Below are 17,515 nucleotides of genomic sequence, written 5' to 3'. Positions count from 1 at the left end.
CCTTCCCGCCGCAGGGTGGGAAAGACGTCAGGCAGGAAGGACGGGTTCGATGAACGCACGCGGACAATGGAAGCAGCGGCTGGTGGCAGGACTTGCTGTCGGGATGATGCTGGGAGCATCGGCGGCCTGCGCTGCCGAGGGTGACCATCCGCCCCTGATGCCTCTGAAAGACGCAGTCGTGACGTATGATGTCCAGCCTGATGGAGCCCCGCAGGCGCAGCAGGTGAAGGTCTGGTTCACCGCTGAAGGCGCGCGGATGCGGATTGATTCACCCGATGGGTCGGCCTCCACCATTCTCAACAGGACAACGCAGGCCGTCACGATCCTCCTGCACAAACAGCGGGTCTACAGCCGACTGGAGCAGCGCGGCGGCATCCGTAATCCGTTCCTGCTCGATGTCTCGATGCAGTTTCACAAACATGGAACGCAGAATATCGCGGGGATCGCCTGCACGGAATGGGATGTTACGTCCGGACAGGGTCAGGCGACCGCCTGTGTGACATCTGACGGACTGATCCTGGCCGAAAGCGGAGTGGACGCGGACGGCGCCAAGGGAAAATTGACGGCAACATCCGTGTCTTATCAGACCATTCCTTCTGCTACCTTTGAGCCGCCATCTGATTATCAGGAGGTCGTGCGGCGTCGCGTGAGCGGAGGGGGCGGTGATGCCCAGGCCCCTGCGCTGGGGCCCAATGCGGGGACCGCGCCTCAGGACAGTGATGCTGCTGGTCATTGAGGACATGCACGGTGGGGAGCGGGAAGAAAGGCAGAGGAGCCATTTCGGCATGAGTGCGGTCAAAGCACGTTTTTTTGTTCTCGTGGCGGCCTTGTCGAGCCCATTCTGCCTTGGCAGCACGGCTGTCCGTGCTGAAGAGAGCGCCTCTGCGGCAGGGCCATACGTCACGCCCTCCGTCGATGTGTTCGTGCGATATGAAATGGTGAGGCCGGATGGTGCCGGGCTGGTGCATCAGGACATGCACTGGCAGGTCGCCTCGCTCAGACAACGGATCGATCCGGAAAACTCGGCTGTCTACATGCTGACGTCCTGGCGCGATCACACGCTGACGGTTGTGGACACGCTGAGTCATCGTCGTAGCGTCATGCCCGCACCGGGTGGCGCTCTCTCCATGCCCGGACAGGTACCGTCCGGCTCTTTCCAGCGACTTGGGACGGCCATTGTGGCGGGTCAGTTCTGCACGAACTGGCGCACGGCAGATGCAGACGGCCGTTCAGGGGATGCCTGTTATACGCAGGATGGAATCCTGATGCAGGTCATGCAGAAAGGTCAGGTGGTGGTCCGTGCGGTCTCTGTTGACCGAATAGCGCAGCCCGATTCCCTGTTCGTCGTGCCCGAAACTTATAAACTGGTGGCACCGGCACGCTGAAAAGAAGGCAGCGGGGAGGGCATCGGTCCCCGTGGTTTTTTCTTTTCCTTCACCGGGGCGTCCAGCGGCAGATCGCGGACGCGTTTCGCGGGGGAGCCGACATAAACGCCGTTCGGCTCCGTGCTGTCACGGACCAGCGAGTTGGCGCCGATGACGCAGCCCCGACGAATCCTGACGCCGGGAAGAATCGTCACGTTGGCCCCGATCCAGCACCCATCTTCAATGATTACATCGCCGAGTACAGCCTCAATGAGGCACCGCTGATTTTCCGGTCCGATGTTGTGAGTTGCCGTGACGACCTTGAAAAACTGTCCGACGCGGACATTTTTGCCGATGACCAGAGAAGCAGCGCCATCGAAAAAGAAGCCGACATTGATGAAACTGCCCGGCCCCATCACGATCTTGCTGGAGCGAATCCGGCATCCCGACCAGATGCAGGCGCTGAAGGCAAGTTTCGCTCCCATTTTATTGAGCATTCTGGTGCGAACAAAAGCCGGAACAAGTTCACTGCCGAGGCCGGCCAGACAAATTCTGCGCAGGTGGCGCATGATCGCGTGGTCTGGAAAAGGCATGAGACATTCTCTTTTGTTGCGCTGCCAGAGTGAAAGTAAAATTGACAGAGTGAAATTTAATGTTTCTCCATATAAGTTAATAGCGCCATTGTTCAAAAATACAAAAAGAATTTTGTGATAGTGTGTCAAAAAATCCCATAAATGTCCACAATTTTATACGATATTTCTATTTCTATAGATTAATAGAAATATTTTATTCTTGAGGCAGATGAGACTTTAACCAACAAAGCGCGAATTACTCATTTTAGTTCTTTATCGCCAGTCGCGGGGGAAATGCCCCTGTAATCTTTTATCCAACCATAGCATGAAATGCACGCGTCGTATTGTGGACTGTAACGGACCAGTATTGTGGCTCACGAAAAGTATCTTCTGGAACAATAAAACATTTGATTGCCAAAGGTGAGGCACTGTAAGAAGCGCCGGGAATGAGGGAAGCCATTCTTCGACATCTGGATGCCAGTGTGTTGCATGAAGATCGCTGTATGTCGATAAGGGCATAAGGTTCAGAGAAGGAATGAAGACCGGTGAATCTGTGCGCCGTCTTCATCCATCGTCCCGTCGCCACCATCCTCCTGTCCCTGGCCGTGGTCCTTGCTGGCCTTCTGTCTTACCGCGTCATGCCGGTGGCGGACCTTCCGGATGTGTCCATTCCCGTCATCTATGTGATCGCCAGCCAGCAGGGGAGTTCCCCGCAACAGATGGCCAGCGCGGTGACGACGCCGCTGGAGCGCAAGCTGGGCAATATCGCCGGCCTGACGCAGATGACCTCCGACACGACGGACCGCTCTTCCTTCATCCTGCTGTTCTTCGCGGATGATCGCGATGTGGATGGCGCGGCGCGAGACGTGCAGGCAGCCCTTCAGGCGGCCCGGCGAGACATGCCGAACACGCTCATCGACACACCTCAGTATTACAAGGCCAATCCTGCCGATAATCCGGTGATGATCGCGGTGCTGACTTCGGACACGCGCCCCCTGACCGAGCTGAGGAACCTGTTCGAGACACGGCTTTTGCCGCAACTGGCAGGCATCCGGGGCGTGGGGTGGGTGCAGCCGGAAGGGGCCGCCAAACCCGCCGTGCGCGTCGAGATGAATCCTTATCTGCTTTATCATTACGGCATCGGGTTCGAGGATATTCGCTCCGCGCTGGCCTCCGCCAACGCTAATACCCCGAAGGGGATGCTGGATATCGGCCCGCAACGCCTGATGCTGGCGACGAACGATCAGGCACGAAAAGCGGACCAGTATCGTGCGCTGGTTGTGGGTTACCGTAACAACCGCCCCGTGCGCCTGGTAGATGTGGCGGAGGTGCATGACGGTCCCCAGAATGAACGCGAGGCCGCCTGGTTCAATGGACATCCGGCGGTGGTGGCGATCATTCGACCGCAGCCGGGAGCGAACATCATCGATGTGACGGATGCGATCCGCAGCCATGCGCCAAGATTGCAGAATGTTCTGCCCGCAGACGTTCACCTGACGCTGGCGGATGACATGTCGCGCTCGATTCGCGCGGCGCTTGTGGACACGCAGCTGACGCTTCTCATCTCGGTGGCGCTGGTGGTGATCGTCGTGCTGGCGTTCCTGCGCTCGTGGCGCTCCACCCTGATCCCCGCCGTGACGGTTCCCGTGTCGCTCGCCGGCTCACTGGCCGTGATGCATATGCTCGGCTTTTCGCTCGATACACTCTCGCTGATGGCGTTGACGATCGCCACGGGGTTCGTCGTGGACGATGCCATTGTCGTGGTCGAAAACATCGCCCGGCACATGGAGGACGGAATGGAGCGGATGGAGGCGGCGCTCCTCGGTTCGCGTGAGATCGCGTTTACCGTGCTGTCGATCACCATCTCGCTGGTGGCCGTCTTCATGCCGATGCTCCTGCTCTCCGGCATCGCAGGCAAGATCTTCTTCGAGTTTGCGATGACGCTGACGGCAGCCGTCACGATTTCGTTGATCCTGTCGCTGACACTCACCCCGATGATGTGCGCCTATATGCTGGAGGTGCATCATGGCGGTCCGGTTGACGAAGGGCATGGATTCACCCGTCTGGCGCATCGTCTGTTCGATGGAGTGGAGGCAAGCCTCAACGCCATGGTGCGTCTGTATATGCGCACCCTTGATGTGGCGCTGAGGCATCGCTGGTTTGTGCTGCTCTCGCTCCCCGTGAGCATGGCGATCACCATCGGCGTGGTCATCTTCATGCCCAAGACCATCCTGCCGCCGGAAGATATTGCCCTGGTCTCCGCTTATCTCAGCACGGATCAGACAAGTTCCTTCTCAGCCGTTTCGGCCAAGACGACGCATGTTGTCGACGCGATGATGCGTGACCGGGAGGTGACATCGGTTGTCGCGTTCACCGGTGACGATGCGGCCAATGAAGCCTCTGCTTTCGCCTCCCTCACCGACAAAGCGGCACGGTCCGACTCTCCGGAAGACATAGCGGCGCGGATTCAGGCGCGCGTGGCGAATATTGCCGGTCTGGACGCGCATATTTCCAATTCCGGCGATGTGAATGGCGGGGGCGGCCGCCAGCACATGGGCAACTATACCTATGTCTTTCGCAGCAGTGATGCCGACGCTCTTTATACATGGGTTCCGCGTCTGGCTGACACTTTGCGAAGCAGCGCGGTCATTACCGATGTCAGCACCAATGTTCATGACAGTGGTGCCTCTCTGCAAGTGAATATCCGCCGTGATGTGGCAGCGCGTTATCTGATCACGCCGCAACTGATCGGTAATGCGTTGCTGGATGCGTTCGGGGAGCGCACGGCGTCCAATATCTCCACGCCGCTGACTACATATTATGTCGTAATGGAAGCCGCGAAACAGTATCGGGAAAATCCTGAGATGCTGAAGACGCTCTGGGTCTCGACCGCTGGTGGCACGGCGGGTGGTGGCACTGTTTCGAACTCGATCCGTGTGCCGCGTTCGGGAGATTCAAAAGAGGCTGAACTGAGCAGACTGTCTTTCCGTAACCAGATCGCCAACAGGCTGGCCGGTGGGGCCGGAGCATCAAGCGGGTCAGCGGTTTCATCGTCGGCTGAGACAATGGTGCCGCTCATCTCGGTGGCCGATCTGGTGGCGCGATCGACGCCGCTACAGGTCAGTCATGAGGATGGGTTTGTGTCCGGTTCGATCTCTTTCAATCTGCCGAAAGGGAAGGGGCTGACGGATGCTGAATCTGAAATTGTTCGCGTGAGACAGGCGATTCACATGCCCTCCGAGATCACTGGCGGATTTTCGGGTCGCGCGGGGGAATTCACGAAAGCACTGATCAACGAGGGACTGGTCTTCATCGCGGCGCTGGTCACGATGTATGTGACGCTCGGGATCCTTTATGAAAGCTACATTCATCCGCTCACTATTCTTTCGACATTGCCATCCGCGGCTGTCGGAGCGGTCATGGCGCTGTGGCTGGCCGGGCAGTCCTTCTCCCTGATCGCGATGATCGGTGTCATTCTGCTCGTGGGGATCGTGAAAAAGAATGCGATCCTGATGATCGATTTTGCGCTTCATGCCGAGCGGGATCGCAACATGCTTCCGGCGGATGCGATCCGGGCAGCATGTCTCACGCGCTTTCGTCCGATCCTGATGACGACGCTGGCAGCAGCGCTGGGGGCTGTCCCGCTGATTGTCGGCAATGGCTATGGTGCCGAACTGCGTCGCCCACTCGGGATTGCCGTGGTGGGTGGTCTCGCCATGAGTCAGCTTCTGACGTTGTATTCGACGCCGGTGGTTTATCTGTTCATGGGCAGTGTGAGTCGTTGGAGTGCAGGAACGTTCCGACGGATGCGAATGTATTTACGGCCACGTATGGCGAAATGATGGGAAACAGCCGGAATTTTCTCCCATACGCCCGATCATTACCAAACAGTCATCCCTTGAATGGTATTGTTCCGGCGGTGAGCGTGGTAGGGCTGTGGCGGTCGGTGTCCCCGTCTTTTGTTGCGGTTCGCCGTCTTGAGATAGAATAGATCTTGTTAAGGAATTGAGTCGATGGCCAAGGATTGCTGCAATACAGAAGCTGGGTGTGCACCTGTGAAAAAGAAGGGTTGCTGCAGCCTGAAGAAAGTACTGGGACTGGTTGTTGTCGCCGGTGTGGTCAGCTTCCTCTGGAAGAAGTTCAAATAATTCGGGGAAATCCCTCCCCCTTCCCGGACTGCGCTTTCGGGAAGGGGGTAAACGATGTTTTCAAGTGATCGCGCGCTATTCCAATAAATAAATCCATCGCAGAGACGCTCTGAAAACTCAGGCGGACGATCCGTGTGCGTGTTTGGAGGGCGAGAGCTTGTTCCACGTTGAATATGGCTTGCTGCTGTTCTGTGGACATGGTCCAGAATATTCTGACACGCAGCGAGTGCTGTGGCGCTGTTGAACTGAACACAATGAAATCGCGTGCACGTGATGCGGTTCTGTCAATTATGTAATATTGGCGATGTCTGACAGGTCGGGATTGTTTGCGTAAACAATAGGAAGTGCATTGGTTCCGTCATGCATACTTGGTGTCGGATAAAATATTTTTGAACGGCCTGTAGAAGTTTTAACGAAAATTTATATTAGGTGCGTTATCTTTGTTTATCAAAGCCAAACTTCTTGTGATCTTTTGTAAAGTTCAATGTTTATCGACAACCATTTCATCTGAATGTTTTTATTTTCCACTTTCTTTTGTGTTTGCAGGAGGCGAATTCTGTCTTCATGCAAGAGAATTTATTCGGCTATGGTCATTTCAGGTATTGCGTGAAAAACCATGCGTGATTATTTCCAGAGCAGAACCAGAGACGTTCTTTGGTCTCTTTCTAATTTGTGCGCTGAATTGTTTAAAGTGTAACGGAGTTTGTCATGTCGGAAACTAAATCCTCCTCCCCCCTTCTCGAACTGACAGCGCAGATTGTTTCGGCTCATGTTTCGAACAACAGTTTTTCGTCGGAAGCTCTCCCGGGTCTGATCCGTGAAGTCTATACTGCGCTTGAAACTGCCGGGCAGGCCGCGCCTGAGCCAGAGAAGTTGCAGCCAGCCGTTCCGGTGAAGCGCTCGGTGTTCCCGGATTACATCGTCTGCCTCGAAGACGGCAAGAAGCTGAAGATGCTGAAGCGTCACCTGCAGAGTGCTTATGGCATGACGCCTGACCAGTATCGTGAACGTTGGAACCTGCCTGCTGATTACCCCATGGTTGCTCCCAACTATGCTGAGCGTCGTTCCACGCTGGCGCGTGAAATCGGCCTGGGCCGCAAGATCAGCGCAACCCACACGCCGCCTGCGGAAAGCGAAGAAAGCACTGGCAGCCGCCGTCGTGGTCGCAAAAGCCAGTAAGACAACTGGACAATGACATGAGCCTCCCTTGAGGGGGCCATGTCAGAGGCGGGGAGCGTCGGAAGAATAATCTGGCGCTCCCGGTGATATGGAATTGGGATGTTATGGGTTCTGCAGACGACGAGACGATAGCGTATGCTGTTCAGCGCCGGAGACTGCGTCGCTGGCGCATCGGAGCGATCGCGGCTGTGGCCGGAGCGTTTCTCGTGGCGGGCGCCGCAGGGCATAGAGGTGACAATTCCCCTCTCTTCGCCGGTGGCAAGGTAAAGACGCCCCATCTGGTTGAGATAAAAGTTCATGGCATGATTGGCGCCGATGTTTCGCGCTGGACAAAAGCCATTGCCGCCGCAGGAAAAGATACCACCGCAAAAGGGTTGCTGCTCGACATCGACAGTCCCGGCGGTGCTGTGACTGGCGGAGAAGAGTTGCACGATGCCGTCGAGCGTTTTGCCCTGACCAAGCCGGTTGTGGCTTCCATGGGCGGCCTTGGCGCATCAGCCGGATATATGATCGCTCTTCCAGCCAAAAAAATCTTCGCTGAACGCAGCACCCTGACGGGTTCGATCGGTGTCCTGATGGAAGCGCCGGAGTTCTCCGGAATTCTCGGGAAGGTCGGCGTCAATGTTCAGGAACTGGTTTCCGGTCCGTTGAAGGGGCAGCCTTCCTTCAGCAAGCCCATCTCTCCGGAGGGGCGGATCATGCTGCAGGGAGTGGTCGGAAATCTGTACGATCAATTTGTGGCGATGGTGGTGGCGGGACGTCATATGCCGGAAGCGCAGGTGCGGGTGCTGGCCGACGGACGCCCCTATACTGGCGAACAGGCTCTCAAGATTGGTCTGATCGACAATCTCGGGGGGCATGAAGATGCGCAGGCATGGCTTGCTAAAGCCAGCGGAGTGCCTGAGGCGGCAAAAATCGTGGAAATCGGGGCGCAACAGAAAACGTTCAACTGGAAGCGTCGGGTGCTTGGCTGGTTCGGAGGCGTGGTGATGTCCTGGTTTGGTCTTGATGCGGACATTTTTTTGCCGCAGGCCAATGTTGGCATTGACGGCGCAGTTTCGATCTGGAAACCTTAACTCCCAGCGGGGAGGCGAGATGACCAGATCCGAACTTGTCGCTGAAATTGCAGCAGCGAATCCACATCTTTTGCTCAAAGACGTCGAACTGATCGTGCATACGATTTTTGACGAGCTTTCGCAGGCGCTTGCACGCGGAGATCGTATAGAACTTCGTGGGTTTGGCGCCTTTACGGTGAAAAAGCGCAATGCCCGTGCGGGGCGTAATCCTCGTACCGGAGAGGCTGTCGCCGTCGATGAAAAAGTCGTGCCCTTTTTCAAGGCTGGCAAAGAGCTTCGTGAGCGTGTGAACGGCGCCATTCCCAAGGACGAATGAGGTGTGCGACAGCAGGAAGAAGGCGTATGCTCTGTCATGCGCATTTTTCTTGTGTGGCTAGGGGTTATGTCCTAGAATTTTTTTATTGGGATGGCCGAGCGAAGGCCGTTTTATCGGGCATTGCTCTGCTATGGTTCTCGCTCGTTGCTTGTCGGTCTGGATGTGTCCCGCTGCGCTGTGTCGTTCGCATGCGGGATGCTTTTTCTTGGCAGGATGCCTGATGTTTCCATTGCCATCGGTGGCGTGGGCGCGTGCAAAACCTCCTGTAGCCGTGACACGACATAGTGTTCATCCGCCATCTCATCATAAAACCGCGCTGCTGCGTGGCTGTCTCTCGGCGGGGCCGGTGATTGACACGCACGGCCGGAAACTTGGGGCGATTGGAACACGAGGGCGCCTTCTGGCGCCGGTGGGGCACGCTATTTACTACACGGACGGACATCACCGCTGCATGCCGGGCAAGCATGTGCGGCGGCGGGGATAGTCTCTTGGTAGAATACACTATTTTTCTGCTAAAGTTTATGAAAGACTAATCAGGATCGTCGGAAGGTATTGCGTCTGGCCTTGCTCCGGGAAACCGGCACCAGCTCTGAACATGTTTTCCGGCACCTATGTCGCCGTATAACTAGGGATCCAAATGGCTGATATGAGTGATCGGAAACAAGAGCCCGGTCAAACCGGGACGACAATCGTACCCGTCATCCTCTCCGGCGGCTCCGGGACACGGCTGTGGCCGATGTCGCGCGCAAGTTTTCCGAAGCAGTTGTGGCCCCTTCTGAGCGCCCAGTCTCTTCTTCAGGAAACGGCTCTGAGGGCGCGGCAGGTCTGTTTCTCCCCGCCAGTGGTCGTGTGCAATGAAGAGCACCGCTTCCTCATCGCCGAGCAGTTGAGGGAAGCAGGCATCGAGTCTCCGAAGGTTCTGCTGGAACCGGTGGGCCGCAACTCTGCGCCTGCTATCGCCGCAGCGGCTTTGCTGGTGGCCGAGCAGGACCCGCAGGCCATTTTGTGGCTGATGGCGGCGGATGCTGCGATCACCAAGCCGGAAGCATTGCAGGATGCGATGAACCGTGCCGTGGCCGGGGCTGAAAAAGGACTCGTCGTGACGTTCGGCATGAAGCCGACCTCTCCCGAGACCGGATATGGCTATATCGAAGTTGGCCAGCCGATCGCGGGCTTGGAAGGCATCAGTGCCGTTAAGGCGTTCCGTGAAAAACCCGACGCGGAACAGGCTGAACTTTTCGTGAAATCCGGCGATTATCTCTGGAATTCGGGCATGTTCGTATTCCGCGCCGACACGCTCATTCGCGAGATGGAAGAACATGCTCCCGATGTGATGGAGGCTGTGCGTGCTGCCTTTGCAGCACGTAAGGGTGATCTCTTTTTCGAACGTCTCGGAATCGAAGAGTTCAAGAAAGTCCCCGACATTTCGATCGATTACGCCGTCGCGGAGCGCAGCAGCAATGTCGCGGTGGTACCCGCCGATCTAGGCTGGTCGGATGTGGGTAGTTGGGATGCCCTTTGGGATATCAGCAAGAAAGATGCAGAGGGCAACGTCGCAGTTGGCGATGTGCTGATCGAAGATTCGCACAACAGCTATGTGCGGTCGGAAAAGTATCTGACAGCGGTCGCCGGAGTGGATGATCTTGTCGTCGTGACGACCGATGACGCCGTTCTTGTCACTCATCGTGACAGGGCGCAGGACGTCAAGAAGATCGTGGATCGTCTGAAGAAGCAAAAGCGTCCGGAAGCAGCGACACACAACCGCTGCTATCGTCCGTGGGGCTTCTATGAAAGCCTGATCCAGAATGATCGTTTTCAGGTGAAGCGCATTGTCGTGCAGCCTGGCCAGAAACTCTCGCTTCAGAAGCATTTCCACCGTGCGGAGCACTGGATCGTTGTCGGTGGCGTCGCACTCGTGACGCGTGACGCGGACAATGTGCTCGTGCGCGAGAACGAGAGCATCTATCTGCCGCAGGGCTGCGTTCACCGGATGGAAAATCCCGGCAAGATTCCTCTCACTCTGATTGAAGTGCAGACCGGCGCTTATCTGGGTGAGGACGATATTGTGCGTCTGGAAGATACCTATAACCGCGCCTGAATTTTCATTTCAGGGAGGTTGGCAAGCCTCCCTGAAAATGCGGTTTCGTCAATCGAACATGAAAAAACCCCGAAGAGAATATTCTCTTCGGGGTTTTTGTTAGGCTTGCCCGGTTTTTTAAGAACGCAGGCCGAGTTCGCTGGTCAGAAAATCCCGGAAGACCGCGACGCGCTTCGAACTGCGCAGTTCTTCGGGATAAACGAAGAACGCTTCGACCTTGGGCGTTTCCACGTCCGGCAGGACTTTGATCAGTTCCGGATACTCAGAGACGGCATAACCCGGCACCGATCCGATGCCGAGACCGGCTGAAATGGCGTCGGCCATGGCGACCATGCTGTTGACTTCGAGCCGCGCTATGCGGCGACCGCCTTCCGGCAGGCCAGCTTCAAGCAGCCAGTTCACATGAGGAACGGGCGGATGATAGCCGCCGAACGCCACGAGATTGTGGGACGTCAGGTCATTCAGCGAGGCCGGCTTCCCATATTGCTCAATGTATCGCGGTGATGCGAACACAGCGAGCGGGAAGTCAGCAAGATGCCTCTGTATGAGGTCGGGCTGACGCGGTGCATGCATGCGAACGGCGACATCGGCTTCACGCATGCCCAGATCGAGGTCATTGTCCTCGAGAATCAGCGTGATGGAGATGTCGGGGTTCTGCTGCATGAAACGGTGCAGGCGTGGCATGAGCCAGCAACTGCCGAAGCCGGTGGTCGTGGTCACCCGCAGGCGACCAGCCGCCTTTTCCTTACTCTCCGTCAGGAGCGTCTGTGTCATCTCAAGTTTTGAGAAGACTTCACGCACAGTCTGGTTGAGGGTTTCGCCCTGCTCGGTGAGGATAAGGCCCCGAGCGTGTCGATGAAACAGAGGCACCTGAAGAACGTCTTCCAGGGCCGAAATCTGGCGCGATACCGCAGACTGGCTGAGATTCAGCACATCACCCGCGTGGGTGAATGAGCCTGCTTCTGCAACTGCGTGGAATATCCTGAGTTTGTCCCAGTCCACTCCGATCTCCCTTGGTCATATCAGGCGCATATCCGGACCGGACGATACCTGATTGGTTTTGGTGAAGGAAATACTTCGAAACGTCAAGTATTCTGTTATGACTCCGAAATGAATTCGCCGAGGTGCCTTTCTGCATCAAGCGCCGCCATGCAGCCTGTGCCCGCTGCAGTGACCGCCTGCCGGTAAATCTTGTCCTGCACGTCACCTGCCGCGAATACGCCCGGCACGGAGGTGCGCGTGCTGCCCTGCTCGGTGACGATGTAGCCTTCCGCGTCCAGCATGAGCTGATCGTGGAAGAGGCCTGTGTTTGGTGCATGGCCGATGGCGATGAAGACACCATCCACATCCAGCGTGCTCATCGTTTCGGTGAGCGTATTGCACAGGGCGATGCTGCTGACGGCAGGAGGAGTCCCTGTGCTCATGATATCCGCCACGACCGAATTCCAGACGACGGAGACTTTAGGATTCGCCAGCAGGCGATCCTGAAGAATCTTCTCGGCGCGGAGGGAATCGCGGCGGTGGATGAGTGTTACATGCGACGCATGGTGTGTGAGGTAGAGAGCTTCCTCGACAGCCGTGTTGCCACCGCCAACGACGGCGACCTTCTTGCCACGGAAGAAAAAGCCGTCGCAGGTCGCGCATGCCGAGACGCCGGCACCCTGCAAAGCCTTCTCGCTGGGCAGACCAAGCCATCTGGCCTGCGCACCTGTTGCGATGATCACGCTGCGGGCGATGTAGATATCGCCGCCATCAAGGGTGATTCGAAAAGGAGAGCCGTTCCGGAAGTCCACTTCCGTCACGATATCATGGAGGATCTGCGTGCCGACATGCTCCGCCTGAGCCGCCATCTGCTCCATCAGCCACGGGCCCTGAATCGCCGTCGCGAAGCCGGGGTAATTTTCAACGTCCGTGGTGATCATCAACTGGCCGCCGGGCTGGAGGCCAGCGACAAGAACGGGCTTGAGATTGGCTCGGGCTGCGTAGATGGCCGCAGTGTAACCGGCCGGACCTGCTCCGATGATCAGGAGGTCGGTGGTGTGTGTCGTGCTCATGACGCCTTCCGGGCTTGTCCTTCCGCTCCGGCCGGAGAGTGCATGAATCCTGCGGGCTTCCGGCTATGAAGCTGATGGAGAACCGATATGGTCCTGATATCGCTCGGGGGCAAGCACGAAAGGGGTATTTTTCGTTCTTGTGGAGATGGGAGAAGGGGCTTTGGACAGTGCAGGAGGTTCGTCCTATATGCACACCCTGGTGATCCCGCGGGACTGGTAATGGAGAGCAGGGTGGCGGAAGCGGAACTTGATGCGGTGGACCGGCGTATTATTGCCGAGCTTCAGGCGGATGGACGCATGACGAACGTGGAACTCGCCCGGCGGGTGGGAATTTCCGCGCCGCCCTGTCTGCGTCGTGTGCGCCGCCTTGAAGAGAACGGCGTCATCAGGGGTTATCACGCAGATGCTGACCCGGATGCGCTTGGCTGGCCGATCATGCTGTTCGCGCTTATCGGCCTCGACAGTCAGAAAGAAACAGTTCTGACACAATTCGAGGCAATGATGGCTGTGTGGCCCGAGGCTCTGGAGTGTCACATGATCCGTGGAGGCGGCGATTTCCTCGTTCGTCTGGTGGCGCGAAACACCATGCAGGAAAATGAACTTACACGGCGTTTGACGGAAGCCCCGCATGTGGCGCGGGTGCAGACGCTTCAGACCATCAGGACGACGCTCTCCCGGCTTCCGTCGCCGGATGGAGTGGTAAAGGAAAGAACCGCGTGAGCACGTTTGTTACGCAAAAGCCTGCCTTACTTGAGAAGAACGAGACGGCCCTCCCTGTCCGGGCAGGGTGTCCGGAGATCACGGTTGTCGTGCCGTGCTACTGCGAAGCGGCAAATGTCCGGCCACTGGTGGACGCGCTGACCCTGGCTCTTGCCGGGCGGGACTGGGAAGTCGTTTTTGTCGACGACAATTCCCCTGACGGCACGATCGAAGTGGTCAGGAAACTGGCCCGGACAAACTGGCGCGTCCGCGGTATTTCCCGCATCGGACGCCGGGGCCTGTCCACGGCGGTGATCGAAGGGGCGCTTTCGTCTTCCGCGCGTTACGTCGCCGTGATGGATGGCGATCTCCAGCATGACGAGACCCGACTGGGCACCATGATCGACGCCCTGACATCGGGCTGCTGCGATATCGCGGTCGGCAGCCGCCATGTCGAAGGTGGTGATAACAGCGGACTGGCGAATGTGTGGCGTCATGCGCTGTCGGATGGCGGGATCAGGCTGGCGCAGATGATCCTGCCGGTAAAGCTTGGCGATCCGATGAGCGGGTTTTTTGCGTTTCGCCGCGACTGGTTCGTCAATATTGCGCCGAGGCTGTCCGGGGCAGGCTTCAAGATCCTGATGGATATCATCCTGTCGGCCCCTGAGCCCCCGCGCGTTGAGGAAATCGCCTGCACGTTCAAGCCGCGCCTTGCCGGGGAGAGCAAGCTCGACATCATGGTCATGATTCAGTTCCTCGGACTGATGCTGGACAAGATGTTTCACGGATGGTTGCCGATCCGCTTTCTCGTGTTTGCCTCTGTCGGTGCGATTGGCGTGCTGGTGAATATCGCCATCATGAATGTTCTGCGCCTCGCGGGAATGGAGTTCGCCATCGCGCAGTCCGTTGGCACGTTGGCGGCCATGCTGATCAATTTCTGGCTCGACAACACGCTGACCTATCGCGACCGTCGCCTCAAAGGCACCCGACTTTATGGCGGCCTTTTCGTGTTTCTGGTGGTCTGCTCGGTCGGTGCCTGGGCCAATATCGGCATCGCGCAGATCTTTCAGCAAGGTGGTCAGACGTTTGACAAGGCCAGTGCGGCGGGCGCGGTCATTGGCGTGGTATGGAATTACGCCGTCTCCTCCACCCTGATCTGGCGTCGGAAATGAGACTTTCGATCAGGGTATGATGCTGAGGCTTCAGAGGGCGTCCGTGACAGAGCGGATCGCCCTGTATGCGCTGCTCGGGCTGACGGTTTTCCGCCTGATCGTGGCGGTATGGCTGCCCGTGACGCCGGACGAAGCCTATTACTGGACATGGTCGCGGCATCTCCAGTTCAGCTACCTCGACCATCCGCCCATGGTGGCTCTCTGGATCCATTTTGGCACGATGCTGTTCGGCGATACCGCTTTCGGCATTCGTGTCATGGCGCCGCTGGCGGCAGCGGCGGGAACAGTTATCGCCGTTCTGGCCACCAAAGAGTTTCTCGCCTGTCGTAAGGAAGAAACACCTGAAACAGGGGACATCAGGCCCCTCGTCACCGGTATACTTCTGAACGCGATGCTGGCCGTGGGCACCGGCGCCGTGCTGATGACGCCGGATACCCCTCTCCTGTTTTTCGTCACGTTGTTCCTGTGGGCAGCCGGAAAACTTCTGCGAACCGGCGACGCGGGTTGGTGGCTGCTTCTGGGTTTGAACGCCGGACTTGGATTCGACAGCAAATATACGATGGTCCTGCCGATCGCCGGTCTTGGAGCGTGGTGTCTGCTGAGACCAACGGGGCGGCGCTTCCTGTTGACCTTCTGGCCGTGGGTGGGGCTGTGTCTCGCCGCCCTCCTCTCGACTCCGGTGGTCTGGTGGAACGCCACGCATGGTTGGGCGAGTTTCATCCGGCAGGGCGGCCGCACCGGAGACTGGCACCCGGCCCGGGCCTTTTCCTATATCGGTGAGCTTCTGGGTGGTCAGATCGGCTTGCTCACCCCCGGCATTTTCCTGCTCGCGATTGTAGCGTGCGTCCGTGCGGCCAGACGACGCGATGATGCGGACCGTCTGCTCGTCTGCCTGATTGCCGTGCCCTGCGCTGTTTTTCTCCAGCATGCCCTCGGTGATCGTGTGCAGCCGAACTGGCCGGTCATTGTGTATCCGGTGCTGGCGATCGTCATCGCTATGTCGGGTATGAAAGGATGGAAGCCGGCCGTCTGGCTGGGCTACGGCATGTGGGCTGTCGTCATCGTGCAGTCGGCGACGGGTTTGCTGCCTCTGAACCGGCATCTGGACGTCACATTGCGGCAAAGCGGCGGGTGGGAGGCTTTTGCCCAGGACATCGGGCGCGCGTCGAAAGGCGCGGATTTTGTCATGTCTGACGAGTATGGGGTGGCGTCGGAGCTTGCTCTGCGTCTGAAGGGGCGGGAGATCGTGGGCGCGGAACTGTTGCGCTGGCCTTTCTTCGAACTCCCGCTGGCGACGTGCACGAAGGGATGGGTGCTGCTGGTGCATAATGCCCGCCGGTCTTTCACGCCGGGTACCCCCTGGGCCGAAGCAGGGCAGCCTGTGGGTGAGATCATTCGTTCCCGTAACGGGCGCGAGGCGGAGCGCTACGGTCTTTACCGCGTGGTGTGTCCGATTCCCTCGCCAACTGCCGAGTGGCTGCGCGAACTCCCTTCCGCACGTTAAAATCTCAACGAATAACGGCTTCCGGCGGCCATTCCGTCCACTGTTAAGTCTGTTTTAAGCCGCTTCAGCCAGCATGGCGTGAAGGTTGGAGAGGCAGATGCCACGCAGGAATGGGGATAATAAGCCGCGAATCATCGTCGTCCGGCGTGGGGGCGGTGAGGGCGGCGGTCATCATGGTGGCGCGTGGAAGATCGCTTACGCGGATTTCGTGACCGCCATGATGGCGTTCTTTCTGGTCATGTGGCTGATCAACGCCACAACCGAGCAGAGACGCCGCGGAATCGCGAATTTCTTTAATCCGATGGCGACGCCGGGAGATGCGGCTTCGCAAACACTGACGGGTTCCGAAAAATCGTCTTCCGCGAAAGAAGGGGAAGCGCAGAGCGGCACGGGAGCTGCCGGTTCGGCCTCCTCCGTTCAGCAGTCCAAAAAGCAGGTGCCACTTTCTCCAACGGCAAAGAATGCGATTCTGCCTCCCAACAGCATGGCCATCCAGTCTGGAGGAAATCCGGGGCAAAAGGGCGGCCTTGGCTCCGGTATGGCGTCCATCATGGGCGATCAGTCTTCCGGGACAGGGGATAACACGCAGACGCGGGGCGTGTTTGCAGGCCCAAAGTCGGCTTTTCCAGACCGGAGCATCGGCAAGATCGTCGCTGTGCCTCCGACGCTTGCCCGGATCGTCCCCATCGGAGGGCAGAAAAACGGTACGACGGCATCCGTCGGCGATGGGCAGGATCAGGCGCGGAAGGAAGAGGAAGATTTCGAGCGCGATGCGAAGCAACTCGTCGCTGCCATTGCCCATGATCCGGAGGGAGGGCAGGTCGCTTCTCAGGTCAAGGTGGATGTTGCGCCGGAAGGGCTGCGCATTCAGCTTTCGGAAAGCGATCATGTGCCAATGTTTGAAACCGGCTCAGCCCGACTCAACGCACATGCAGAGCATTTACTGAAGCTTATTGCTCCCTATCTCACGGCCATGCCGCAGAATCTTTCAGTCTACGGATACACGGATGGTGCTCTTTATCGAAAGAAGGGCGCATCCAACTGGACCCTTTCTTCCGAGCGAGCCGACTCTGCACGTGAAGCATTGTCTACGGCAGGCTTTCCGGAGCAGCGGCTGGCCGAAGTGGTGGGGCGTGGTGATCGGGATCTAGCCATTCCGGACAGTCCGAGTGACGCCGCGAACCGACGGGTGGTCCTCGTCCTGCATCGTGAGCACGAAGTGACTCTTCCGGATACGCAGGCGGTTCAGCCGGATGGAAATACTCAAAATACATCTGAAAATAATCAGACAAAATAATTGGTGACGGCCGGGGACTCTTCCTGACCGTGAAAT

The 17,515-nt window shown here is 57.8% G+C and carries 14 protein-coding genes; 11 read left to right on the top strand and 3 right to left on the bottom strand.

All coding sequences use genetic code 11. The features are described from left to right. Positions 1-49: 49 nt before the first annotated feature. Positions 50-736, top strand: a complete 687-nt coding sequence (locus tag GOB81_RS04080; RefSeq protein ID WP_173569104.1) for a DUF4412 domain-containing protein — start codon at positions 50-52, stop codon at positions 734-736. 49 nt (positions 737-785) lie between these two features. After that, positions 786-1,385, top strand: a complete 600-nt coding sequence (locus tag GOB81_RS04075; RefSeq protein ID WP_242010039.1) for a hypothetical protein — start codon at positions 786-788, stop codon at positions 1,383-1,385. Here GOB81_RS04075 and GOB81_RS04070 read toward each other — a convergent pair. Beyond that, positions 1,358-1,957, bottom strand: coding sequence for an acyltransferase (locus GOB81_RS04070; RefSeq protein ID WP_173569103.1), 600 nt, complete (start codon positions 1,955-1,957; stop codon positions 1,358-1,360). The genes GOB81_RS04075 and GOB81_RS04070 overlap by 28 nt on opposite strands. A 524-nt stretch (positions 1,958-2,481) precedes the next feature. On the opposite strand from GOB81_RS04070, the gene GOB81_RS04065 reads away from it, so the two are divergent. The 5 genes from GOB81_RS04065 (at position 2,482) to GOB81_RS04045 (ending at position 10,753) form a co-directional block, all read left to right on the top strand. Next, entirely contained in the window at positions 2,482-5,778 is a 3,297-nt protein-coding gene (locus tag GOB81_RS04065; RefSeq protein ID WP_173569102.1) for an efflux RND transporter permease subunit, read from the top strand. Positions 5,779-6,792: 1,014 nt separating this feature from the next. Then, positions 6,793-7,263 (top strand): MucR family transcriptional regulator, encoded by a 471-nt coding sequence (locus GOB81_RS04060; protein ID WP_173569101.1) that lies wholly within the window; start codon positions 6,793-6,795, stop codon positions 7,261-7,263. Positions 7,264-7,367: 104 nt separating this feature from the next. After that, complete coding sequence (gene sppA / locus GOB81_RS04055; RefSeq protein WP_173569100.1) at positions 7,368-8,339, top strand: signal peptide peptidase SppA; 972 nt, start codon at positions 7,368-7,370, stop codon at positions 8,337-8,339. Then, on the top strand, positions 8,299-8,655 hold the full coding sequence (locus tag GOB81_RS04050; protein ID WP_277876872.1) for an integration host factor subunit beta: 357 nt from the start codon (positions 8,299-8,301) through the stop codon (positions 8,653-8,655). Before sppA ends, GOB81_RS04050 begins: the two co-directional genes overlap by 41 nt. Positions 8,656-9,301: 646 nt before the next feature. Further along, a complete protein-coding gene (locus tag GOB81_RS04045) occupies positions 9,302-10,753 on the top strand; it encodes a mannose-1-phosphate guanylyltransferase/mannose-6-phosphate isomerase (protein WP_173569098.1) in 1,452 nt (483 codons plus the stop codon). Between the two features lie 117 nt (positions 10,754-10,870). Here GOB81_RS04045 and GOB81_RS04040 read toward each other — a convergent pair whose 3' ends face one another. Next, a complete protein-coding gene (locus GOB81_RS04040; protein WP_173569097.1) occupies positions 10,871-11,755 on the bottom strand; it encodes a LysR substrate-binding domain-containing protein in 885 nt (294 codons plus the stop codon). Positions 11,756-11,850: 95 nt separating this feature from the next. Continuing rightward, entirely contained in the window at positions 11,851-12,807 is a 957-nt protein-coding gene (gene trxB / locus GOB81_RS04035) for a thioredoxin-disulfide reductase (protein ID WP_173569096.1), read from the bottom strand. A 219-nt stretch (positions 12,808-13,026) separates the two neighbouring features. Here trxB and GOB81_RS04030 point away from each other — a divergent pair, with 219 nt between their 5' ends. The 4 genes from GOB81_RS04030 (at position 13,027) to GOB81_RS04015 (ending at position 17,479) form a co-directional block, all read left to right on the top strand. Continuing rightward, the gene (locus GOB81_RS04030; RefSeq protein ID WP_173569095.1) at positions 13,027-13,527 is read left to right on the top strand and encodes an Lrp/AsnC family transcriptional regulator; all 501 of its coding nucleotides are present in this window, start codon (positions 13,027-13,029) and stop codon (positions 13,525-13,527) included. A gap of 77 nt (positions 13,528-13,604) precedes the next feature. Next, a complete protein-coding gene (locus GOB81_RS04025) occupies positions 13,605-14,678 on the top strand; it encodes a glycosyltransferase family 2 protein (protein ID WP_338421308.1) in 1,074 nt (357 codons plus the stop codon). Between the two features lie 43 nt (positions 14,679-14,721). Further along, a complete protein-coding gene (locus GOB81_RS04020; RefSeq protein WP_338421303.1) occupies positions 14,722-16,182 on the top strand; it encodes an ArnT family glycosyltransferase in 1,461 nt (486 codons plus the stop codon). A 97-nt stretch (positions 16,183-16,279) separates the two neighbouring features. Continuing rightward, the gene (locus GOB81_RS04015; protein WP_173569092.1) at positions 16,280-17,479 is read left to right on the top strand and encodes a flagellar motor protein MotB; all 1,200 of its coding nucleotides are present in this window, start codon (positions 16,280-16,282) and stop codon (positions 17,477-17,479) included. The last annotated feature ends 36 nt before the right edge of the window (positions 17,480-17,515 follow it).

Source organism: Acetobacter conturbans (assembly GCF_011516755.1).
GTDB classification, from domain to species: domain Bacteria; phylum Pseudomonadota; class Alphaproteobacteria; order Acetobacterales; family Acetobacteraceae; genus Acetobacter; species Acetobacter conturbans.
This window is presented reverse-complemented; position numbering and strand designations above follow the sequence as displayed.